Annotated in this window: 17 protein-coding genes and 1 pseudogene; 15 read left to right on the plus strand and 3 right to left on the minus strand. The window is 42.1% G+C overall.

The window, feature by feature from the left end; genetic code table 11:
- Positions 1–23: 23 nt before the first annotated feature.
- Complete coding sequence (locus GJU41_RS00750; RefSeq protein ID WP_154317840.1) at positions 24–1,496, minus strand: SulP family inorganic anion transporter; 1,473 nt, start codon at positions 1,494–1,496, stop codon at positions 24–26.
- Between the two features lie 259 nt (positions 1,497–1,755).
- Between GJU41_RS00750 and GJU41_RS00755 the strand changes: the two are divergent.
- From GJU41_RS00755 to GJU41_RS00810, 12 genes and pseudogenes are all read left to right on the plus strand, one after another.
- A pseudogene (locus GJU41_RS00755) lies at positions 1,756–2,173 on the plus strand (universal stress protein).
- 192 nt (positions 2,174–2,365) lie between these two features.
- Positions 2,366–3,283, plus strand: coding sequence for a proline dehydrogenase family protein (locus tag GJU41_RS00760; protein WP_070877827.1), 918 nt, complete (start codon positions 2,366–2,368; stop codon positions 3,281–3,283).
- A gap of 36 nt (positions 3,284–3,319) precedes the next feature.
- Positions 3,320–4,861: an L-glutamate gamma-semialdehyde dehydrogenase gene (pruA, locus tag GJU41_RS00765; RefSeq protein WP_070877828.1), complete on the plus strand. Its 1,542-nt coding sequence runs from the start codon at positions 3,320–3,322 to the stop codon at positions 4,859–4,861.
- Positions 4,862–5,078: 217 nt separating this feature from the next.
- Complete coding sequence (gene putP, locus GJU41_RS00770; protein WP_428842543.1) at positions 5,079–6,500, plus strand: sodium/proline symporter PutP; 1,422 nt, start codon at positions 5,079–5,081, stop codon at positions 6,498–6,500.
- A gap of 489 nt (positions 6,501–6,989) precedes the next feature.
- On the plus strand, positions 6,990–8,000 hold the full coding sequence (locus GJU41_RS00775) for a LacI family DNA-binding transcriptional regulator (protein ID WP_070877829.1): 1,011 nt from the start codon (positions 6,990–6,992) through the stop codon (positions 7,998–8,000).
- Between the two features lie 121 nt (positions 8,001–8,121).
- Positions 8,122–8,886: a sugar phosphate isomerase/epimerase family protein gene (locus tag GJU41_RS00780; RefSeq protein WP_070877830.1), complete on the plus strand. Its 765-nt coding sequence runs from the start codon at positions 8,122–8,124 to the stop codon at positions 8,884–8,886.
- Between the two features lie 30 nt (positions 8,887–8,916).
- The gene (locus tag GJU41_RS00785) at positions 8,917–10,212 is read left to right on the plus strand and encodes an ABC transporter substrate-binding protein (protein ID WP_224771150.1); all 1,296 of its coding nucleotides are present in this window, start codon (positions 8,917–8,919) and stop codon (positions 10,210–10,212) included.
- Positions 10,213–10,280: 68 nt separating this feature from the next.
- Positions 10,281–11,228 (plus strand): carbohydrate ABC transporter permease, encoded by a 948-nt coding sequence (locus tag GJU41_RS00790; protein ID WP_070877832.1) that lies wholly within the window; start codon positions 10,281–10,283, stop codon positions 11,226–11,228.
- On the plus strand, positions 11,225–12,046 hold the full coding sequence (locus tag GJU41_RS00795) for a carbohydrate ABC transporter permease (RefSeq protein ID WP_070877833.1): 822 nt from the start codon (positions 11,225–11,227) through the stop codon (positions 12,044–12,046). Before GJU41_RS00790 ends, GJU41_RS00795 begins: the two co-directional genes overlap by 4 nt.
- A gap of 18 nt (positions 12,047–12,064) precedes the next feature.
- Positions 12,065–13,162 carry a Gfo/Idh/MocA family protein gene (locus GJU41_RS00800; protein ID WP_154317842.1) on the plus strand — a complete coding sequence of 366 codons (1,098 nt, stop codon included), beginning with the start codon at positions 12,065–12,067 and terminating at the stop codon, positions 13,160–13,162.
- 212 nt (positions 13,163–13,374) lie between these two features.
- The gene (locus tag GJU41_RS00805) at positions 13,375–14,595 is read left to right on the plus strand and encodes a PucR family transcriptional regulator (protein ID WP_070877835.1); all 1,221 of its coding nucleotides are present in this window, start codon (positions 13,375–13,377) and stop codon (positions 14,593–14,595) included.
- 28 nt (positions 14,596–14,623) lie between these two features.
- Complete coding sequence (locus GJU41_RS00810; RefSeq protein WP_070877836.1) at positions 14,624–14,950, plus strand: YnfA family protein; 327 nt, start codon at positions 14,624–14,626, stop codon at positions 14,948–14,950.
- Between the two features lie 50 nt (positions 14,951–15,000).
- Here the strand turns inward: GJU41_RS00810 and GJU41_RS00815 are convergent, their stop codons facing one another.
- Positions 15,001–15,408 carry a YkvA family protein gene (locus GJU41_RS00815; protein WP_070877837.1) on the minus strand — a complete coding sequence of 136 codons (408 nt, stop codon included), beginning with the start codon at positions 15,406–15,408 and terminating at the stop codon, positions 15,001–15,003.
- A 133-nt stretch (positions 15,409–15,541) separates the two neighbouring features.
- Between GJU41_RS00815 and GJU41_RS00820 the strand changes: the two genes are divergently transcribed.
- On the plus strand, positions 15,542–16,222 hold the full coding sequence (locus tag GJU41_RS00820; RefSeq protein WP_154317843.1) for a zinc metallopeptidase: 681 nt from the start codon (positions 15,542–15,544) through the stop codon (positions 16,220–16,222).
- A 36-nt stretch (positions 16,223–16,258) separates the two neighbouring features.
- Here GJU41_RS00820 and GJU41_RS00825 read toward each other — a convergent pair whose 3' ends face one another.
- On the minus strand, positions 16,259–18,277 hold the full coding sequence (locus tag GJU41_RS00825; RefSeq protein ID WP_154317844.1) for a sigma 54-interacting transcriptional regulator: 2,019 nt from the start codon (positions 18,275–18,277) through the stop codon (positions 16,259–16,261).
- Positions 18,278–18,834: 557 nt separating this feature from the next.
- On the opposite strand from GJU41_RS00825, the gene GJU41_RS00830 reads away from it, so the two are divergent.
- Together GJU41_RS00830 and iadA are read left to right on the plus strand one after the other, a co-directional pair.
- Positions 18,835–20,253 (plus strand): YfcC family protein, encoded by a 1,419-nt coding sequence (locus GJU41_RS00830; RefSeq protein WP_133312095.1) that lies wholly within the window; start codon positions 18,835–18,837, stop codon positions 20,251–20,253.
- Positions 20,254–20,291: 38 nt separating this feature from the next.
- On the plus strand, positions 20,292–21,467 hold the full coding sequence (gene iadA / locus GJU41_RS00835) for a beta-aspartyl-peptidase (RefSeq protein ID WP_154317845.1): 1,176 nt from the start codon (positions 20,292–20,294) through the stop codon (positions 21,465–21,467).
- The last annotated feature ends 10 nt before the right edge of the window (positions 21,468–21,477 follow it).

Here is a 21,477-nt window from a genome sequence, read left to right on the forward strand (position 1 = left end):
CGCACGAATGCATCTCTTAAGAATTAATGGTTTGCTGCTTTAGTATTCGGTTTGTCATATACGGCCAATTTATTTAAAAGAGTGGTACTGTCTTTGTTCAGCCCCATTATTCTGACTTCAGTGCCATTTTGTCTGTACTTAAGGATAATCTTATCAATTGCTCCTACAGCTGAATCGTCCCAAAGATGGGCATTGGTTAAGTCAACCGTGATAGTATCAATTTTTTCTTTGAAATTGAATTTTGAAAGCAAATCTTCAACTGAAGCAAAAAAGACCTGACCGCTGATTTTATAGGTTTTCATTAATTTGTTCTCGCTAACAAATGTTTCTGCATGAACTTTAGAAATTTTTGCTGCAAAGAACAGCGCACTTAAAAGAACTCCTGCAAGCACACCTTTTGATAAATCATGTGTAGCAACTACTGTCACAACTGTCACAATCATGACCGCTGCGTCTGTTTTTGGCATAATATGCAGCTTTGTTAAAGAAGACCAGTCAAATGTTCCGATGGATACCATAATCATCACACCGACAAGAGCTGCCATTGGAATTTGAATCAGCAGGTCGTTTAACAATAAGATCAGCACCATTAAAAATACACCGGCAACGAAAGTCGATAATCTTCCTCTTCCGCCGGATTTAACATTAATAACAGATTGGCCGATCATCGCACAGCCTGCCATACCGCCAAAAAATCCATTGATAATATTGGCAATGCCCTGGCCTTTTGCTTCCTTATTTTTATCACTTTCCGTATCCGTCATATCATCTACGATTTGCGCTGTCAGCAAGGATTCCAATAATCCGACAATGGCTAAAGCGAATGAGTAAGGGAAAATGATCTGAAGAGTTTCAAAGTTTAATGGAATATCAGGGATCAAGAAGAAAGGCAGTGCCTGTGTTAATTCGCCCATATCTCCGACCGTTCTTACACCTGCTCCTGTCATAACTGAAATAATGGAAATCACAATGATTGCCACCAGCGGAGAAGGGACGGCTGTAGTGAATCTAGGCAGGATATAAATAATTGCTAAAGCACCTGCTACCATAGTGTACATGATCCACGTTTCACCGGCGAAATGCGGAAGCTGAGCCGTAAAGATCAGAATAGCCAATGAATTTACAAATCCAACCATAACCGATCTTGGAATGAATTTCATTACTTTTCCGAGCTTTAATACACCCATACCAAATTGAATCACACCTGTCAGTACGGTTGCCGCCAATAAATATTGCAGGCCGTGATCAGCAACAAGCGTCACCATCAGCAATGCCATGGCTCCTGTAGCTGCCGAAATCATTCCAGGTCTGCCGCCTACAAATGAAATCACCACTGCAATACAGAAGGATGCGTATAATCCGACCATCGGGTCAACTCCTGCAATAATGGAGAAGGCTATTGCTTCTGGAATAAGGGCCAAAGCAACGACGATACCCGCCAAAATGTCTCCCCGGATATTGCCGAACCACTCTTGTTTAATTGTCTTTACGTTCAATCAAAAAACACCTCTTTTATCTTATTTTGTTGTGACTTTCAACTCTCATGAAAGCCGTGGCCGTTGATAACCCGGAAATTATATCATCATAACCGGAAAATATATAGTACAATGTAAGCGTAAACATTGATTTATAACTCCTTTTATCTCTTTTTTTCTTCCATTTAAGACGCATCTTGCAATAAGTTCAATTTTTCTATGCAATTTTTATTAAATCGTCCAGGATTTTACATCAAAATAGATCATTGGGGGGGTTAATATGTTTAAAAAGGTATTGTTGGCAGTTGATGGATCAAAAAATGCGTTAAGAGCTGCAGAAAAAGCAGGCCACATTGCATCTTTAGAAAAATCCATTGTAACCATCCTGTATTGTAGTAGATGCCGCCTCATCAAAATCAGAGGTTTTGTCTGAAGGGGACAGAGCCATGAGAGATGAGCACAGAAAGCAGCGAATATACCCGGCAGAAACTCTTTTAAAAGAAAAGGGCATTGAAATCGATCTTCAAATTAAAAAAGGGGAGCCAGGCCCAACGATTGCAAGCTACGCAAATGAGAATCAGTTTGATTTAGTCATTGTAGGAAGCAGAGGCCTGAACAGACTTCAGGAGATGGTGCTAGGAAGCGTGAGTCATAAAGTGGCAAAACGAGCAAACTGTCCTGTGATGATTGTTAAATAGGAAACCAAAAAGCAGCCTCGGCTGCTTTTTTGGTTTCAATAAATCTGCTTTGAAGCTTTAAAATCATTTCCCATTGTCCAAAAACAACAAATAAAGCGCTTAATTCTTGTATTTTTAGAACGTTGTGAAAATTGTCGAAAAAAAGTAAGATTATCTTGTGATTACAACTTCTACAGGAGGTGTACGTTAACGATGGAAGCGATTACAAGAGATTTTTTCTTATTCTTATCCAAAAATAACTTACTTAATAATATTGCAAAGAAGCGCGGCGGCAGTTTTGCGGCAGGGAAAATTATCGGTGGAACAGATTTTCAAAGTTCCATCAAATTCATTAAACAGCTGAATGAAAGCGGCCTGCTGGTAACAGTCGATCATCTTGGAGAATTCGTAGATTCAGAGGAAGTCACAAGAGAAAGAACGGCAGAATGCATCGAAACAATCGAAATGATCAGCAGGGAAAAGCTGGATTCACAAGTATCATTAAAGATGACATCCCTCGGTCTTGATATTGATCACAAGCTGGTCATCGAAAATATGACAAAAATCCTTGATACAGCGGAAAAACTCAATGTCATGGTGACGATCGACATGGAAGATGAAGTGCGCTGTCAAGCTACTCTTGATATTTTCAAACAGTTCAAAGAAAAGTACAGCTGCATCAGCACGGTCTTACAAGCTTACTTATATCGTACAGAGAAGGATTTAAGCGATCTCGCGCAGTATAAACCGTTTCTGCGTCTCGTAAAGGGAGCATATAAAGAGTCACCTGAGGTGGCCTTTCCTGAAAAGGCAGATGTTGATGAAAACTATAAAAAGCTGATTGAGCAAAGTCTGCTTAACGGCAACTATACAGCTATTGCCTCTCATGATGACCAGATCATCGAGTACACAAAAATGCTCGCCAAAAAGCATAACATTCCAAACTCTATGTTTGAATTCCAAATGCTTTACGGGATGAGAAGCAAAACGCAATTGGAGCTTGTCAAACAAGGCTACAAAATGCGCGTCTATGTACCATATGGTCTTGACTGGTACGGCTACTTCATGAGAAGACTTGCCGAGCGGCCATCCAATATTGCTTTTGCCTTTAAAGGCATGGTGAAAAGTTAAGGGTTAAACTAAATTATTCTTAAGGAGCGATTTCTAATGATTCCATACAAACACGAACCATTTACTGATTTCACAAACGAGGAAAACAAAAAAGCCTACCAGGAAGCTCTTCAAAAAGTGGAAGGCTATTTAGGACAGGATTATCCTTTATACATCGGTGCAGAAAAAGTAACGACAGATGAAAAAATCGTGTCTTATAACCCTGCTGATAAAGAAGAAGTAATCGGCCGCGTGTCAAAGGCAAGCCGTGACCATGCAGAAAAAGCGATGAAGGAAGCTTCTGCTGCTTTTGAAAGCTGGAAAAAAGTAAAGCCTGAAATCCGTGCAGATGTTCTTTTCAAAGCAGCAGCCATCATCCGCCGCCGCAAGCATGAGTTTTCAGCCCTTTTAACAAAAGAAGCAGGAAAGCCATGGAACGAAGCTGATGCTGATACAGCTGAAGCTATTGACTTCCTTGAGTTTTATGCCCGTCAAATGCTGAAGCTTAAAGATGGAGTTCCTGTTGAAAGCCGTCCGGGAGAATACAACCGCTATGACTATATTCCATTAGGTGTCGGCATCATCATTTCACCTTGGAACTTCCCGTTTGCGATCATGGCAGGCACAGCGGTAGCTGCAATCGTAACTGGAAACACGATTCTATTAAAACCAGCTTCAACTACACCTATTGTAGCTGCTAAATTTGTAGAAGTTATGATGGAAGCCGGACTTCCTTCAGGCGTTCTGAACTTTGTTCCAGGAAGCGGTGCAGAAGTCGGGGACTACCTTGTTGACCATCCGAAAACCCGCTTTATCTCTTTCACTGGCTCACGCGATGTAGGTCTTCGCATCTTCAACCGTGCGTCTCAGCTTAACGACGGCCAAATTTGGCTGAAGCGTGTAATCGCTGAAATGGGAGGTAAAGATACAATTGTAGTAGATAAAGAGGCTGACCTTGAGCTTGCTGCTCAATCGATTGTAAAATCAGCATTTGGCTTCTCAGGACAAAAATGCTCTGCATGTTCTCGTGCGGTAATCGTAGAAGATGTTTACGATCAAGTGTTGAACCGCGCTGTAGAATTAACAAAGCAGTTAACAGTCGGCAATCCGACAGAAAACCATTTCATGGGACCGGTTATTGATCAGGCTGCTTTTGATAAAATCATGAGCTATGCAGAAATCGGAAAAGAAGAAGGACGTATTCTTACAGGCGGAGAAGGTGACAGCTCTAAAGGCTACTTTGTTCAGCCGACAATCATTGCAGATGTTGATCCAAAAGCACGCTTAATGCAGGAAGAAATCTTTGGACCGGTTGTTGCTTTTGCAAAAGCGAAAGACTTTGATGAAGCGCTTGAAATTGCGAACAACACAGAGTATGGTTTAACAGGTGCAGTCATTACGACAAACCGCGCTAACATGGAAAAAGCACGTGAAGACTTCCATGTAGGAAACCTTTACTTCAACCGCGGATGTACTGGCGCAATCGTAGGCTACCAGCCATTCGGAGGCTTCAACATGTCAGGAACAGATTCTAAAGCAGGCGGTCCTGATTACCTTCAGCTTCACATGCAGGCTAAAACAACATCTGAAACATTTTAATCTGCAGATTCATAGATAACAGATTGGGGTTAATAGGTGGGGGAAGTAACATAACAGGTTGCTTCCTCTTTTTAAAAGCTAATTTCGCTCAAAAGGCGGTTTTCTGCAGCAATTGTTGAAATTAGCAGCTATAAAAATAGAGAGTATTTGGAGGGAAAGGGGTTCATCTATGATTGACTACGCATTGATTACATCCATAGGCATTTACATGGCAGGCATGCTCCTGATCGGGTATTTTGCTTACAAACGAACGTCTAATTTAAATGATTACATGCTCGGAGACCGCGGACTCGGACCAGCTGTTACGGCGTTAAGCGCCGGTGCGGCAGATATGAGCGGATGGCTTTTGATGGGACTGCCGGGCGCTATGTTTGCGACAGGACTCAGTTCCATGTGGATTGTCATCGGTTTAACGCTTGGTGCTTATGCCAACTGGCTTTATGTTGCTCCTAGATTAAGAACGTATACAGAAGTAGCGAATAACTCCATCACCATTCCAGCATTCCTTGAAAATCGCTTTGCTGATGAATCACGGATTCTGAGACTTATTTCAGCTTTAGTTATCTTAATATTCTTTACTTTTTACGTTTCATCTGGAATGGTATCGGGCGGTGTTTTATTCCAAAGCACATTTGGCCTTGATTATCATACTGGATTATGGATTTTAACCGGCGTTGTAGTAGCCTATACATTGTTTGGCGGATTCCTGGCGGTAAGCTGGACCGATTTTGTTCAGGGGATTATCATGTTTATTGCTTTGATACTCGTACCAATTGTTACACTGATCCATGTCGGTGGGTTTGGGCCTTCTATTGACACAGCTCGTTCAATTGACCCGGCACTTTTAAATATTTTTACTGGAACGAGCCTGTTGGGAGTTATTTCATTATTTGCATGGGGCCTTGGGTATTTTGGCCAGCCGCATATCATTGTCCGCTTTATGGCCATTAATTCTGTAAAAGAAATCAAAAAAGCCCGCAATATCGGGATGGGATGGATGATCTTTTCAAGTATCGGTGCGATGCTGACAGGATTCATCGGCATCACTTATTTTTCTCAAAATGACATGAAGCTTGATGATCCAGAGACGGTATTCATCGTTTTAGGGGAAGTGCTGTTCCACCCATTTATTACAGGATTCTTGATTTCAGCTATTCTTGCAGCTGTTATGAGCACGATTTCTTCTCAGCTGCTTGTAACGGCAAGTTCCTTAACTGAGGATATATACAAAACGTTCTTCAGACGTTCAGCTTCAGATAAAGAGCTGGTCTTTTTAGGCAGATTATCCGTTCTGCTTATCTCGGTCATTGCCCTTATTCTTTCTTGGGAGAAAAACGACACTATACTTGGACTTGTCGGCTATGCATGGGCTGGATTTGGTTCTTCTTTTGGACCGCTGATTCTGCTCAGTCTCTTCTGGAAGAGAATGACGAAGTGGGGAGCACTGGCAGGGATGGTCGTCGGTGCCGCAACGGTTATCTTCTGGTCGATGGCAGGATTATCAGACACTCTTTATGAAATGATCCCAGGTTTTGGATTAAGCTTAATTGCAATTGTTGCGGTCAGCTTAATGACACCTAAGCCTCCTAAAGAAGCGGAAGAGCATTTTGATGAATTTGAAAGAATTTTAAAGCAGTAGGTTTTACAAAACAGGAAGAACCCTTTACGGGAGCTTTCTGTTTTTTTATTGCTCTTTTTTAAGGCTGTTATCGCATAGATTGTTGTTTTTATGTTGCCCGTTCCTTGCAGCGAGAGGAACTTGCTTTCCGCGGGGAGCATGGGAGCCTCCTCGGCGTTGCCTGTGGGGTCTCCCACTTTGCTCTATTTCCCGCAGGAGTCAAGTTTATCCGCTGCAATCCACTTAGAGTTTTTAACATTAAGTCTAATAGCAACAATATTTACGAAAAGAGGCTTTTTTAAAAACGAAATGGCACTTGAATGTTTAAAAACAGACTTACTTATTTTTATCTCTCTTAAACTCTATTAAGTTTTTATAGGGAAATACAGGAAAAACGATCTATTTTAATATTTTCCAATAAATAATCTTTTAATTCTGACATATCGTGATATACTCAATGTAACCGGTTACATTAATAGATTCAATTTCAGTAGTATAGGGGATGCACCAATGGTAAAGATGAACGATGTTGCAGAGAAAGCAAATGTTTCAAAGGCTACGGTTTCCAGAGTGCTCAGAAATCCAGAAACAGTGAAGAAGGATACGCGGGAGAAGGTTTTGGCAATCATTGAGCAGCTGAATTATCAGCCGAATATTTTGGCCCGTCATTTCAGAAGAAGTGAAACCAACACGATTCTGGTAGTTGTTCCGAATATAATGAATACGGTATTTTCCCATATTCTCGGCGGGATTGAGCATGCTGCTTGCGAGAAAGGGTACCGGGTGCTGCTTGCAAACACGAATAAACAGGTAGAAAAAGAATATGAATACCTTGATCATCTAAAACAGCGTCAGGTGGATGGAATGATATTGCTGTCTGCCAGAATGGATAAAGGTGTTTTAGGCGAAGTGATGAGACAGTATCCGGTCGTACTTACGGCGGACTACCTCGAAGGCATCGCCATTCCAACCGTTTCCATAGATAACGTGAGCAGCGCCCGAACGGCAACAGAGCATCTCATAAAGCTTGGACACTCCAGGGTCGCTCATATCACAGGCCCGCTTCACCTTCTGTTGAGTCAGGACCGGCTGAAAGGCTATCGTCAGGCACTTTTGCAAAATAACCTGGATGTTGACAACATCTTGATTCAGGAAGGCGATTTCTCCTATGAATCCGGCTATAACCAGATGACCAAGCTGCTGGCGCTGGAACATCCGCCGACTGCTGTATTTTCTGCGAATGATGAAATGGCAACAGGCGTGATAAAGGCTGCGAAGGATTACGGACTTTCGGTTCCTGAGGATCTTGCAGTTGTGGGATTTGATAATATTAAGCTTTCAGCTATTTATGATCCTGGTATAACCACCATTGCACAGCCTATGTTTGAGATGGGCAAAAAAGCAATGGAGCTGTTGCTTGAGCAGATTAATGGAGTTGAAATGACAAAAAGGCAATATGTGCTGGAGAACGAATTGATTATTCGTGATTCATGCGGTGCAAAACTTCTTAAAGATAATTAAAATTGTAATCGGTTTCATTATGTGAAACTAAAAGGCTTAGAAAATAAAGGCTATAAAGTTAATAAAAAATGAAACCGATTACATTTGATAAATCCAGATTTATAGAAAAGGAGAGGCTGAAATGTCAAAACGCATACCAGTAGCCCTGCAAATGTATACCCTGCGCAACGAAGCAGAAAAAGATTTTATCGGAACGCTGAAAAAGGTTGCTAATATCGGATATGAAGGCGTTGAGTTCGCCGGATATGGCGGACTGGAAGCAACAGAACTGAAAAAGACTCTGGATGATTTTGGGCTTAAGGCAGCGTCAAGCCATATTCCCCTGGCGGCATTGGAGCTGGAATTGAGTTCTGTCATAGAATATCAGCACGTCATCGGAAATAAACACATTGTCTGTCCATTCCTCCCAGCAGAGCGGCGAAGTGAGCAGGATTACCGTGAGCTTATTTCTATCCTTAATTCCGTTGGTGAAACTTGTCATAAAGAAGGATTGTCATTCGCTTACCATAACCATGATTTTGAACTTCAGCCGTTGTCTGATGGCAGAAAGCCTCTTGAACTGCTGCTCGAAGAAACAAATCATGATTGGGTAAAAGCGGAGTTTGATGTGTACTGGCTGACAAAAGCAGGAGAGGATCCGGTGAAGTGGCTGGAAAAATATCAGGGAAGAACTCCACTTGTTCATTTAAAAGACATGACCACAGATGGAGATCAGTTTTTTGCGGAACTTGGTACAGGCGGGGTAAATCTTGAAGCAATCTTAAACATAGGGGAATCCTCCAAAGTGAATTGGTGGATTGTAGAGCAAGATCAGAGCAGGCGTTCACCGCTTGAAAGCATTGAAATCAGTTTTCAATACCTCACCAAGAACTACATAACAGCGTAACTACCATTTAAATGAAAAGAGGGAATAGCTGTGAAAAGAGTAGTGTTGACGTTAAGTATCTCAGTAGCAATGTTGTTATCTGCATGCGGTTTAAATGGCGGAGGGGCGAAAGAGTCGTCGGCTGATGAATCAAATTCCAAGGGAAAACAAACATTGGAGTTCTGGCAAATTGATCCGGGAGAGAAGGAAAAAGTGTACCAGGAAGCTGTGGAGCGGTTTGAGGAAAAACATCCGGATGTTGATGTGAAAATGCTCCAGATTCCAAATGATGCTTACAAGCAGAAGCTTTCCGTTGCCATGTCCGGCGACAGTGCTCCGGACGTTTTTGTAAGCTGGGGAGGAGGCTGGCTGAAGAATTTTGTAGAACAAGATAAGGTACTTGATATTACTTCAGAAACAGATAAAGATCATTTCAACAAACTGGCACTGGATAATTCAACGTATGATGACAAAGTGTTTGGATTACCTCTAGGCTTATCCATTGACGTTGTATTCTATAACAAGGACATTTTTGAGAAATACGGGTTAACTCCTCCAGAAACATATGATGAATGGCTGAAGATTATAGATACCCTTAACCAAAATGACATCATTCCAATTGCGCTTGCCAATAAAACTAAGTGGCCAGGTGCTTACTATTTAATGAACTTCGCTAGCCGTATTGGCGGTCCAGAGCTATTCGACAGCGCTTTTCACCGGACTGGAAAAGGCTTTGACGATCAGGCCTATGTAAAAGCCGGGGAACACATTCAGGAAATGGTAAAAATGAAAGCTTTTAACTCAGGATTTAATGGTGTTCCTTATGATGAAGGACAAGGACGCCAGCTCATGTATTCAGGTAAGGCTGCGATGACCGATATGACCATTTCATTTGTGAACAATATGAAAGAAGAAGCTCCTGAATTTGAAAGTAAGCTTGATTTCTTTGTATTCCCGAAAGTGGATGGAGGACAGGGCGATCAAACCCACCTTGGCGCATCAGCGAGTCCGGTATGGTCCGTTGCAAAAAACAGCAAAAACCAGAAGCTTGCAACCGAGCTTGCCAAGGAACTGAGCAGTACGGAAACCGCTCAGCAGTATGTAGACCGCACAGGCTCGTTAACGGCTGTGGACAATGTTGTTCCAAAAGATCCATTCACAAAACGTTTTTACGATGTGGTGAAAAATGCGACTCACCTTCAGATGCCATATGACCAGACACTTCCACCAGAGCTTGCAGAGCTGCATAAAGATACTACCCAAGCTGTTTTCGGTCTTGATATGACACCGGAAGAAGCGGCAAAAAAGATGGAGCAAAAAGCCAAGGAAGATCTGAAGAAGGAGTAAATAGAGCTGTGTCAAAGGGGCTATGCCCCTTTGTTCCTTGCAGTTGAAATACGCCTAGGAGGGATGACATGGAAACGCAATTAAAAGGAATACGAACGAGCAAGACGGCAGTTCAGCCTGCTGTGAGACCAAAAAGGAAATCACTGAACAAATTTGTCACCATCAGTCTGTTTCTAGCCCCTGCCATTATCATTTATATCATTTATGTGCTGTACCCAATTTTCTCCACATTGCTCTACAGTTTTTACGATTGGGATGGTGTGGGTGCGGGCACATATGTTGGACTGCAGAACTATGCGAATCTATTGAATGACAGCATTTTTTGGACTTCAATGAGGAATAATACTTGGGTTGTGCTTACTTCGGTTTTTGTACAGATTCCTCTGGGACTGATCATGGCGCTTATGCTGCTTGCGCCAATCAGGGGCATTAGGCTGTTCAGCGGTGTATACTTTTTTCCATTTTTAATTTCTACTGTAGCAGTTGGACTATTATGGATGCTCATGCTCGATCCTTTGAACGGCATCATCAACCAGCTTGTAAGTTTGTTCGGATTTGAAAATGTGGAATGGCTTAGCCAATCGCATACTGCGATGTTTGCGGTTTTGCTTGTTATCATCTGGCAGTTTTCTCCTTTTTATATGATTCTGTTTAAAGCAGCAATTGTTGGAATTCCGGAAGAGCTTTATGAAGCTGCAGAAATCGATGGTGCTAATGCGTTCACGAAGTTTTTCCGTATCACTTTTCCGCTGTTAATGCCTACGATTGTCAGTTCATCCATCCTTGCGATTGTCGGATCTCTTAAGGCGTTTGATATTTTCTATGTGATGACGGGCGGCGGACCAAACCACGGAACTGAACTGCTTGGAACCTATATGTTTAAGCAGGCATTTATAAACTTTAACATGGGATATGCCAGTGCCATTGCGTTTGTAATGTTTTTCCTTGCATTGATAGTGACGGTCATCATTCAGGCGCTTGACTTTTATCGGAAAAAGAAAGGAGCCTATGCATGAATCTAGCGATAAAAAAGATCCCTCTGTACATGATTGCCATTATTCTGCTTGTTTTTACAGGCTTTCCTTTTCTTTATATGATTTCAACTAGTTTAAAAAGCCGGACAGAGTTCTTTGAACAGCCTTATTCACTTTTTTCTTCCTTTACCCTTGAAAACTTTAAGAGTGTATTTGAAATGGGACTGTCCCGCTATTTTTTGAACAGCATACTCGTATCAGTAGTGGCTGTATTTGCAGTAATGCTCATCGCTGCATTGGCGAGTTATCCATTAAGCAGGATGAAGTTTAAGTTCAATCGTGTCGTGTTTCTGCTTTTTATTGCGGGGATGATGCTTCCGATCCATGCAACCTTAATTCCTGTTTTTAAGCTTTCACAAAGTATGGGGATGTACGATACAATCTGGGCATTGCTCGGTCCGTATATTGCCTTTAGTCTTCCAATATCAATCTTTATTCTGACCCAATTCATGCAAGAGATTCCAGTTTCCCTGGAAGAAGCGGCAAAAATTGACGGCTGTAATCACTTCGGTATTTTCTGGCGTGTCATCCTGCCGATGCTGACACCTGCGTTGATGACCGTATTAATTTATAACTTTATTCATTTATGGAATGAATTCATATTTGCTCTTGTTCTGATTTCCAGTCCGGAAAACATGACCTTGCCGCTTGGTTTGCAGGATTTTAAAGGGGAATTTTCAGTCAATATTCCGGGCTTAATGGCCGCCCTTACACTAGCAAGTCTGCCGATCCTTGTCATTTATATTTTTTCGCAGGAAAAAGTAGTGAAAGGATTGGCTGGAGGAGCTGTAAAAGAGTAATAGATAGGAGAGGACATCTTGAAAAAAATAAACATTGGACTGATTGGCTGTGGTGTAATCAGTGATATATATTTAAAAAACTGCAGTCATTTTGAGCATTTAACCATCATTGCGGTTGCTGATTTGGACCGCGGCAGAGCAGAAGAGAAGTCGAAGGAGCATGGCATTCCTTTTGTTCTTTCGGTTGATGAATTAATCAACCATGAAGACGTTGATATTGTGCTGAATTTAACACCTCCTGGCGGTCATTATGCATTGTGTCTGCAGGCCTTAAACGCCGGGAAGCATGTCTATGTGGAAAAACCGCTCAGCATTTCTCTCCAAGAAGGGAAAGAGCTATTGGCTGCGGCAAAAAAGAACGGACTTTTGATTGGTGCAGCCCCAGACACGTTCCTTGGAGCGGGGCTGCAGACATGCCGTGCACTCATTGAGAATGGTGCAATCGGCCAGCCAGTTGCAGCTACGGCTTTTATGCTTAAGAGCGGACCGGAGCACTGGCATCCGGATCCTGCATTCTTTTACCAGGTCGGCGGCGGTCCGATGTATGACATGGGCCCATATTACTTAACGGCATTTATTTCTCTTATGGGCTCGGTTAAGCGGGTTAGTGCTTCTTCCGGCTTTCCTTTTTTAGAAAGAACCATAATGACAGGAGAGAATGCAGGAAAGAAAATTCCTGTTCAGACACCTACCCACATTTCCGGAACTGTGGAGTTCGAGAGCGGAGCAATCGGCACTATCATCACAAGCTTTGATGTGCAGGCCACTCAAACGCCGTTTATTGAAATCTACGGAACAGAAGGCTCAATTTCTGTTCCTGATCCGAACACGTTTGCCGGGCCGGTAAAGCTTAACCACCGTAAAGGAACGGATCAGTGGGTGGAGCAAGAGCTTGTTTCAGATGCAGTTGAGAACCTGCGTGGCTTAGGGATTGAAGACATGGCAGATGCTATATTGAATAGACGTCAGCATCATGCAACGGGCGATCTGGCTTATCATGTACTTGAAATTATGCATGGTTTTCATGAGTCTGCTTCCCTCGGCAAGCATTATGAGATCCAAAGTTCTTACAGCAGTCCTGTAAGAGTAAACAAAGTAATTTCTGAAGGGAAATGAGCGATGGGTATTTTAAGAGTCGGAATGATGGGCTCCGGCAGTATTGTAAGATTCATCTAGGAGAAAAGCGGCCTGCATGAGAATATGCTGGCCGTTTATTTATTTGTCTGTTGGAGCTGAATAGCCTGGCACGCTTTTCTCTATTCCCTTTAGCCGCTCAAAAGTATTATAATTAGGTTCATCATTTACTTGAGAAGCGGGGGTCCATCTATATGATCCTGGAAAAGATACAGACGATTACAAACATTAACGATATTACAGATATGGTCAGCACTTACTTAAAAAAACCAGTCGTCATTGAAAATGATCAATTCTCTTTGCTGGCATACAGCTCTTATTACATAGGCCATTTCGATCAAGCCAATCAGCAGACCATTTTTACAAAGCACTGGCCGATTCCCATTCTTGAGAAATTCATGGATGAAGGCATTGTGGATCAGCTTAAAACAATTACTCATCCTTTTCGGGTAAAACAGATAAAAGAAATCGGCTTAAATCAGCGGGTTGTTGTAAGCGCCATCTACAAAGATCAAGTTTTTGGCTATATCTGGGTTCAGGAGACAGAGCCTATGTCAGAGAATGAGCTGGATTTTCTGCATGAAGTATCCCGCCATATAGGCAAGCTTCTGTATCAAAAAAATCAGATAAATCTAAGAGAAAACGAAGAAAAAAACGAGTTTTATAAAAAGATTATTGGAGAAGTCTTTCAAACGGAAAATCAAATTAAATGGGAAGCGGCAAATCACAGCATTCTCATCCCGGAAACGTTTATCGTCAATATTTTTACTGTTTCTCAAAGTGAAGAGGAACAGCTGGATGACCTGACAGAAACGGTTCGCTTATTTGCAAACGCGCTGAATCATTTTGCTCATGTGTTTACAGATCAGCTGAAGGTAATCGTCATTATTGGGAGCAATGCAAAGGTTGCTGACCAGCTTGGGGCAAGTGCATCAGAGCTGACATCAACCGTCCTGTCGCAATTGGACAGCCATAAAATTTATGCTGGAATCGGCAATGCTTATTCTTCCATTTTGCAGTTGAGAAAATCGTACTTTGAAGCACTGGAAGTCATTAATGCAGCCAAATTTATCGGCTCTCCTGAAAAGCTTCCCTTCACTTACAGCAAACTCGGGATATTCCGCTATCTCGAAACCATTTCAAAGCATCACAGTATAACCGGCTACAACAATAAAAGCCTGCAAATATTGAAGAAGAAGGATGAAGAAAGCCAGACAAAGCTGATACATACACTTGAGATTTATTTGTTCAACAACTGCAAAATCAAGCCGACTGCCGAGCAGCTGTATGTGCATACAAACACGCTCAAATACAGAATTAATCAAATCAGCGAGCTCACATCCATTGATTTTGATGATTTTCATACAAGGATTCAATTGTATATTGATCTTCAGCTGATGAAGAAAGAAATTTAATAAAAATGATACACAAGGAGGGTGCCTGTTGGTTTACACAATTTTCCTATTCCTGCTGGCCGGGCTCGCAGAAATTGGCGGAGGATACTTAATTTGGCTTTGGCTCCGGGAAGGCAAGCCGGTTTATTGGGGTGTTTTTGGCGGAATCTCTTTAGCTTTATATGGAATGATTGCAGCTATGCAGACTTTCCCTTCCTTTGGGAGGGTCTATGCGGCTTACGGCGGTATATTTATTATTCTTTCCGTTCTGTGGGGATGGGGAGTGGACCGGAAAACGCCTGATATTTATGATTGGGCGGGCTCAGTAATCTGTCTGGTTGGAGTTTCAGTTATGCTGTTTGCTCCCAGGCAATAAAATACAACAAAAATGTCTATCCAAAGCGGAATAGACATTTTTATTGTATTTTATTTGATTTTCGCATCAATATCAGAAGTATCCACTGACTGGCCAAACCACTCTGTCAGCTTTTCCTTCGCCTGATTTTTAATATCGTCATCAATATACATAGCTACCTGCAGAAGGGCTAGGCCCAGTGCACCCAAATCGTCGGTGTAGCCGACTCCGGCTGCAAGGTCCGGGATTAGATCGAGCGGCAAAATGAAATAGCCTAATGCCCCGATAATGATGGCTTTTGTTTTTTTCGGCACTTCAGGTTTCTGCAGCGTAAAATACAAAAGCAATACGGCATAGACCACGGATGAGCCCGCTTTTTTTCCGAATTTCTTTAATTTATCCCAGAATTTTGTTTCTGAATAATGCTTTTCAGCTTCCTGTAATTCTTGAAGGGTATCCTGTTCCTGTTTTATAGACATGTGTTCACATCCGTTTCCATTGGAGTATACCATTATTTTACTACATTCCGGGCACATCATGTTAGCACTTCTCTGTTTATTAGAAGCTGTTAGAGGAAATATAACAGTAAGAATCTGATTCAGGAGGCGCTGTATGTTTTTTCATCCCATGGATATTTTGGTCTTTGCAGCATTTGGCCTTGCACTTTGGGCTCAGGCTAAAGTGAAAAGCAATTTTAATAAATGGTCAAAAGTTCAGGCTTCTTCCGGGTTAACTGGAATGGAGGTTGCCCGCAGAATTCTTGATCATCACGGACTTCATCATGTGCCCGTTGAACCTGTAAGAGGCACACTTTCAGATCATTATGATCCGACTAAGAAAACAGTCAGGCTGTCTGAGCCTGTTTACGGCGGGCAGTCCATTGCGGCTATTTCAGTTGCAGCTCATGAAGTAGGCCATGCGGTTCAGCATAAAGAGGCGTATGGTGCATTAACGCTCAGGCATAAAATGTTCCGTGTTGTCAGTATTTCTTCCGGCATTGCTCCGTTTTTGCTGATTGGAGGATTTTTGCTCGGTTCGCTGAATCTGATCGGGCTCGGAATTATCTTCTTTTCCGCAGCAGTTGCCTTTCAGCTTGTCACACTGCCGGTTGAATTTAATGCAAGCAGAAGAGCGAAGGACTTTATGATTGCAGAAGGCATCATCCGCAATGAAGAAGAACGCGGAGTGAACAAAGTGCTGGGGGCAGCTGCCCTCACGTATGTAGCCGCCGCTTTAATCTCGCTGTTTGAATTGCTGAAATTTATCATGATCTTTGCGCAGAATAGAGAATAAATGCAAAAACCGGGCTCAGATGATGAGTCCGGTTTTTTATGGAAGGAATCGCTCTAAATAGTTTAAGCCGGTTTCAGTTATCCTTGTGCCTCCGCGTCCTTTGCGTTTGATAATCATTCCTTTTTCCTCAAGGTCATCCAAACGCCTTCTCACCTGCTGCGGAGACATTGGCAGCGGGATGCTCCGTTCTTTTGTTTTTTCTGAAATATAGTCCCTGCTTGCAGCTTTTCCTGAATTATTGCATTCTTTTACAATCTGCAGGATTGTGTCATGTTCTGTTTGTTCAAGCATGTTTTGATGAGACGGTTCTGTCTCCAGAGCTGCTGAAAAAGAATGAGGGAGATCTTTTATTGTCAGGATGGCCCCTTCACAAACCGTAATCATGTAATCCACTGTATTTTTAAGCTCTCTGATGTTGCCGTTCCATTCAGCTGCTGTCAGCTTTTCCATCAGTATAGGATCGACCTTCAGCCATTTTCCATTCTTCGTAATAAAGTGGTGAGTCAGGAGCGGAATATCTTCTTTCCTTTGATTTAAAGAAGGGATGGAAAGATTCAGCACGTTTAAACGGTGAAACAAATCATTTCTGAATGTTTGAGTTTTCATTTGTTCCTCAATTCTTTTATTTGTTGCTGAAATAATCCTTACGTTGATCGGAATAATTTTGGTTCCTCCGATTCTTCTAATTTCCTTTTCCTGAAGAACCCTAAGCAGCCTGGACTGCATGGAGAGGCTGATATCTCCAATTTCATCAAGGAAAATGGTGCCGTTATCTGCAAGTTCAAACAATCCCTTCTTGCCGCCGCGCTGTGCTCCAGTAAAAGTTCCCTCTTCATATCCGAAAAGCTCGCTTTCAAGCAGGCTTTCTGACAGGGCACTGCAATTCACCGGCAAAAATGGGCCGTTCTTTCTCATGGAATGCCGGTGGATCGCATGGGCAAATAATTCTTTGCCGATTCCTGATTCTCCCTGAATTAAAATCGGGTGTTCAGATAATGCAAGCTTCTTTGCAATTTGTTTAAGCTTCTTCATTTTTGAGTTTTCACAAATGATGTCATCGAAGCTGTATTTAGCATAAAATCCTTTTTCCTTTAGCTTTCGCTGTGCTGTTTTTTCAATTTCAAAGGCTTGGCGCACACTTTTAAAAACAGCAACAGTTGTTTGTTCTCCTGTCATTGAGTAGCGGAATACGACGACATCCACCCCGTGAATGGTGAATAAATGACTTTCTTCCGATCCTTCCATAATAAATTCCACAACTTCTTTTTCAAAACTGGCAGTCTGGATGGGGAAATTCATTATTTCTGCTGATTTTACTTGAAAAAGCGCTTCAAGTTTTTCATTAAAAACGGTAATCTCATTTCTTTCATTCATGGCTAAAATTCCATCGTCCACTGTGTTAACTACATTCTGAATGTGCTGATAGACCTCTTTTGTCTGCTTTTCGGCAAGCATCAGTTTCTGCTGAAGCAGGATGATGCTGCGGATGTACCTTTCGGAGATCTGCAGTGTGGCATTCTCAGGCAGGCTGCAGTAATCAGCTATTTTCAGGATAGTGGTCATATCAAAGAGGCGGACGCCAATATCCAATATAAGCGGAACATATGAAGGGACAAGCTCGATTTCACCGGGTGAAACTGCAGCATCTATATTTTCTTGATAAGAGTGATTTTTCTTGAACGGAATAAAACGGACGTGGTTAATTCCCAGCTGATAAAGGGACTGAATCAGCTCCATCGTGACGTTGTATTCATCATTTACTACAAGCACGTTTGAACCCGCCGGAAGGTTCAGCAGCTTGTCTAAGTATTCGTGATGAACAGTCCTCTGGCCGGTTATTAGTACTTTTGCATCTATATTCTTTAAATGACTTAGTTCTTCTTTAAGGGATTCTGAGGAATAGAGAATAATGTCTGCCTTAAGGTCAGTCGGAAGACCATCATCTACAGCATAGCTCTTAATGGAAAGATAATCTCCCAATAGCTGGTTGAGTTGGGTATGAAGCGTTTTTTTTGTTTTTATACCGCCTGTCAGGAGAATAATGGAAGGTTTCATTTTCTCACTCCTTTTGGTTCTATTGGTTATATAATATCATAAAAATAAACCAATTTAGACCAAAAAGACAATGATTATTAGAAATTTTAGATAATAATACTTTATGCAATATGATGAATATTAGAGTTGGGTCAATTTTATTTTTGGACTATACTTACTAAAGGACAAGCTGTGAGGTGGACGATATAAAATAAGGCTGTTTTCGCATAAATTGTTGTTTTTCATGATAAATGTTGTCCGTTCCTTTCCGCTCCAGGAACTTGCTTTCCGCGGGGAGCATGGGAGCCTCCTCGGCTTTGCCTGTGGGGTCTCCCATTTTGCTCTATATCCCGCAGGAGTCAAGTTCCTTCCGCTGCAATCCACTCATGTTTTTATCATTTAGTCTAATAGCAACAATATTTACGAAAAGAGCCTAAAATAAAAAAGCCCCTCTCATTTCATGTTGGCACAAAAATTGCATTATATACTTGCAAATGACAATTTCCGAGAGGAGAGGCATTTCCAAGGGAGATGTCGTTTGCTATCTAAAGAAAACATGAAGAAGGGGAGAAGAACTAATGGCTCAAGCTGAAACAGCTTATCAACCAAAGGGGAAGGAAAAGAAAGAACGCAAGATTAATGTTTTTGCACTTTTACTCGGTGTATTGGTTGTTGCAACACTATTAACTTACGTATTGCCTGCAGGAGATTATGCAAGGGTAGAGGTTGACGGAAGAACAGAAATTGATCCGGATACGTTTCAGTCCGCTGAACAAACACCCGTCAGCCCGTTTGGAATGGTAAAAGCACTTCATACCGGAATGGTAGAAGCTGCAAACATTATCTTCTTTGTTTTGATCATCGGCGGATTTTTTGGAGTGTTAACGGCAACGGGTACGATTAACCTATTGATTACTACGCTTGCTAAGAGGCTTGCAACTCGTGAAAAACTTTTGATTCCTGCGATGATGCTGTTTTTTGCCATCGGAGGATCTCTTATGGGGATGGCAGAGGAAACACTTGCTTATATTCCATTATTGATTCCGCTTGCGCTCGCATTGGGATTTGATGTGCTGACTGGTACGGCGATCGTCATTCTTGGGGCTGCGGCAGGTTTTACAACAGCTGTCATGAACCCATTTACAGTCGGGGTGGCACAGGGGATTGCTGAGCTTCCGATGTTCTCCGGCATGGGGTACAGACTTGTATTATTCGTCATTGTTTATGCAGTATCGGTTATTTTTGTTTACCGTCATGCAATGAAAGTGAAGAAAGATCCATCAAAAGGCTTTTTCGGAAAATACAGCAGAGAAGAAGCGGATGTCCTGTTGAATTCGAATGAAAAATTAGAGACAAAACATAAATTGATTTTAGGCGCCTTTTTGCTGAATTACGTAGTTCTTGCATTTGGAGTCATAAAATTTCAATGGTATATCACTGAGATTGCTGCTCTTTTTGTAGTATTAACGATTGTCATCGGAATCATCGGCAGACTTTCTGCAGATCAAATTGCCAAATCGTTTGTAGAAGGTTCCTCCCTGTTAATTGGCGGAGCACTCATTATCGGGGTATCGAGAGCGACGCTGGTCGTATTAAATGAAGGGCATATTATTGATCCTATGCTTTACGGAGTTTCAGGCGCACTTGAGAATATTCCTGCTTTTTGGAGTGTTATCGGAATGTACAATTTCCAGGCTATTATCCATTTTATCCTTGCTTCAGGAAGCGGACATGCGATGCTGACAATGCCAATCATGACGCCTCTTGCAGATTTGCTTGATATTACTCGTCAAACAGCTGTCCTATCCTTCTCATTTGCAGATGGAATCGGAAACATCATCTTCCCGACAGCAGGTACACTAATGGCCGGTCTTGCAATCGCGGGTATACCTTGGACGAAGTGGGCTAAATGGGTGCTGCCGCTTGTTTTCATTCAATATCTCATCGGACTTGCAGCAGTTGTTATTGCTCACTTGATGAATTACGGGCCGTTTTAAAAGACTGGTCATCATAGATAAACACAGGAGGTCAAACATTGCTTACTCTTATAAAAAATACAGAAGTATACGCGCCTCATTATTTAGGCAAAAAGGACGTGCTCCTTACAGCAGATAAAATCGGCTATATCAAAGACCGCATTGATTTGGATGCGGCATCACTTGATGTGCTGGTGATCGACGGAACAGGCAAGCTTTTAGTGCCGGGTTTTATTGATGCTCATGTTCACCTGATTGGCGGCGGAGGCGAAGGCGGTTTTAAAACACGCACCCCTGAGCTGAATTTAACGGATGCTACAACTGCCGGGATTACTACCGTTATAGGAGTACTCGGAACGGACGGAACAACAAGAAGAATTGAGAGTCTGCTTGCAAAAGCACATGCACTTGATGAAGAAGGCATCACAGCTTATCTTCACACAGGGTCTTACCAGATTCCGGTGAAAACACTGACCGGTAAAATTGAAGAGGATCTGATATTTATTGACAAGATCATCGGTGTTGGAGAGATTGCGATCTCTGATCATCGTTCATCTGAACCGACGTTTGAAGAGCTGGCCAAAATTGCAGCTGCCGCCAGAAATGGCGGTTTGATTACCGGGAAAGCCGGAGTGCTTGAAATTCATGTCGGAGATAGTGACCGCAAACTTGATCTTTTATTTGAAATCGCAGAAAAAACGGACATCCCTATCCATCACTTCCATCCGACCCATATTAACCGAAACGCTGAGCTGTTTGAAGAGGGAATCAAATATGCGGAACTTGGCGGTTATGTAGATTTGACCACAAGCACCATTCCTCAATTTCTCGAGGAGGGCGAAGTAAAGTGCAGCAGAGGCTTGCGCCTGATGCTTGAAAGGGGGATTCCAGCTGCACAAATTACGTTTTCATCTGACGGTCAGGCAAGCCTTCCATATTTTAATTCAGACGGTGATTTTGCAGGGCTTCAAGTTGGGAAAGTATCTTCCCTTTTTGAAGAGGTCCGTTCATCTGTTCTTAATGAGGTAGTTTCTCTCGAGGCTGCTCTTCAAGTCATTACATCGAATCCAGCCCGCATATTAAAGTTGAAGAAAAAAGGGGAAATCCGTGCAGAAAACGATGCGGACCTCGTCATGCTTGATAAAGAAACACTCGAAATTGACACAGTTATCGCAAAGGGAAAAGTAATGGTTGAAGGAGGGGTCCCAACTATCAAGGGAACCTTTGAAGCATAAATGAATGTCA

This window comes from Metabacillus idriensis (assembly GCF_009674765.1).
Classification (GTDB): Bacteria; Bacillota; Bacilli; order Bacillales; family Bacillaceae; genus Bacillus_P; species Bacillus_P idriensis.

Coding starts and splice junctions, on each gene's coding strand:
- GJU41_RS00815 (WP_070877837.1), bottom strand. CDS start 15,408: ATGTCTATAAAACAGGAACAGGATACCCTTCAAGAATTACAGGAAGCT.
- GJU41_RS00795 (WP_070877833.1), top strand. CDS start 11,225: ATGAATCTAGCGATAAAAAAGATCCCTCTGTACATGATTGCCATTATT.
- GJU41_RS00780 (WP_070877830.1), top strand. CDS start 8,122: ATGTCAAAACGCATACCAGTAGCCCTGCAAATGTATACCCTGCGCAAC.
- GJU41_RS00790 (WP_070877832.1), top strand. CDS start 10,281: ATGGAAACGCAATTAAAAGGAATACGAACGAGCAAGACGGCAGTTCAG.
- GJU41_RS00760 (WP_070877827.1), top strand. CDS start 2,366: ATGGAAGCGATTACAAGAGATTTTTTCTTATTCTTATCCAAAAATAAC.
- GJU41_RS00775 (WP_070877829.1), top strand. CDS start 6,990: ATGGTAAAGATGAACGATGTTGCAGAGAAAGCAAATGTTTCAAAGGCT.
- putP (WP_428842543.1), top strand. CDS start 5,079: ATGCTCCTGATCGGGTATTTTGCTTACAAACGAACGTCTAATTTAAAT.
- pruA (WP_070877828.1), top strand. CDS start 3,320: ATGATTCCATACAAACACGAACCATTTACTGATTTCACAAACGAGGAA.
- GJU41_RS00820 (WP_154317843.1), top strand. CDS start 15,542: ATGTTTTTTCATCCCATGGATATTTTGGTCTTTGCAGCATTTGGCCTT.
- GJU41_RS00825 (WP_154317844.1), bottom strand. CDS start 18,277: ATGAAACCTTCCATTATTCTCCTGACAGGCGGTATAAAAACAAAAAAA.
- GJU41_RS00805 (WP_070877835.1), top strand. CDS start 13,375: ATGATCCTGGAAAAGATACAGACGATTACAAACATTAACGATATTACA.
- GJU41_RS00830 (WP_133312095.1), top strand. CDS start 18,835: ATGGCTCAAGCTGAAACAGCTTATCAACCAAAGGGGAAGGAAAAGAAA.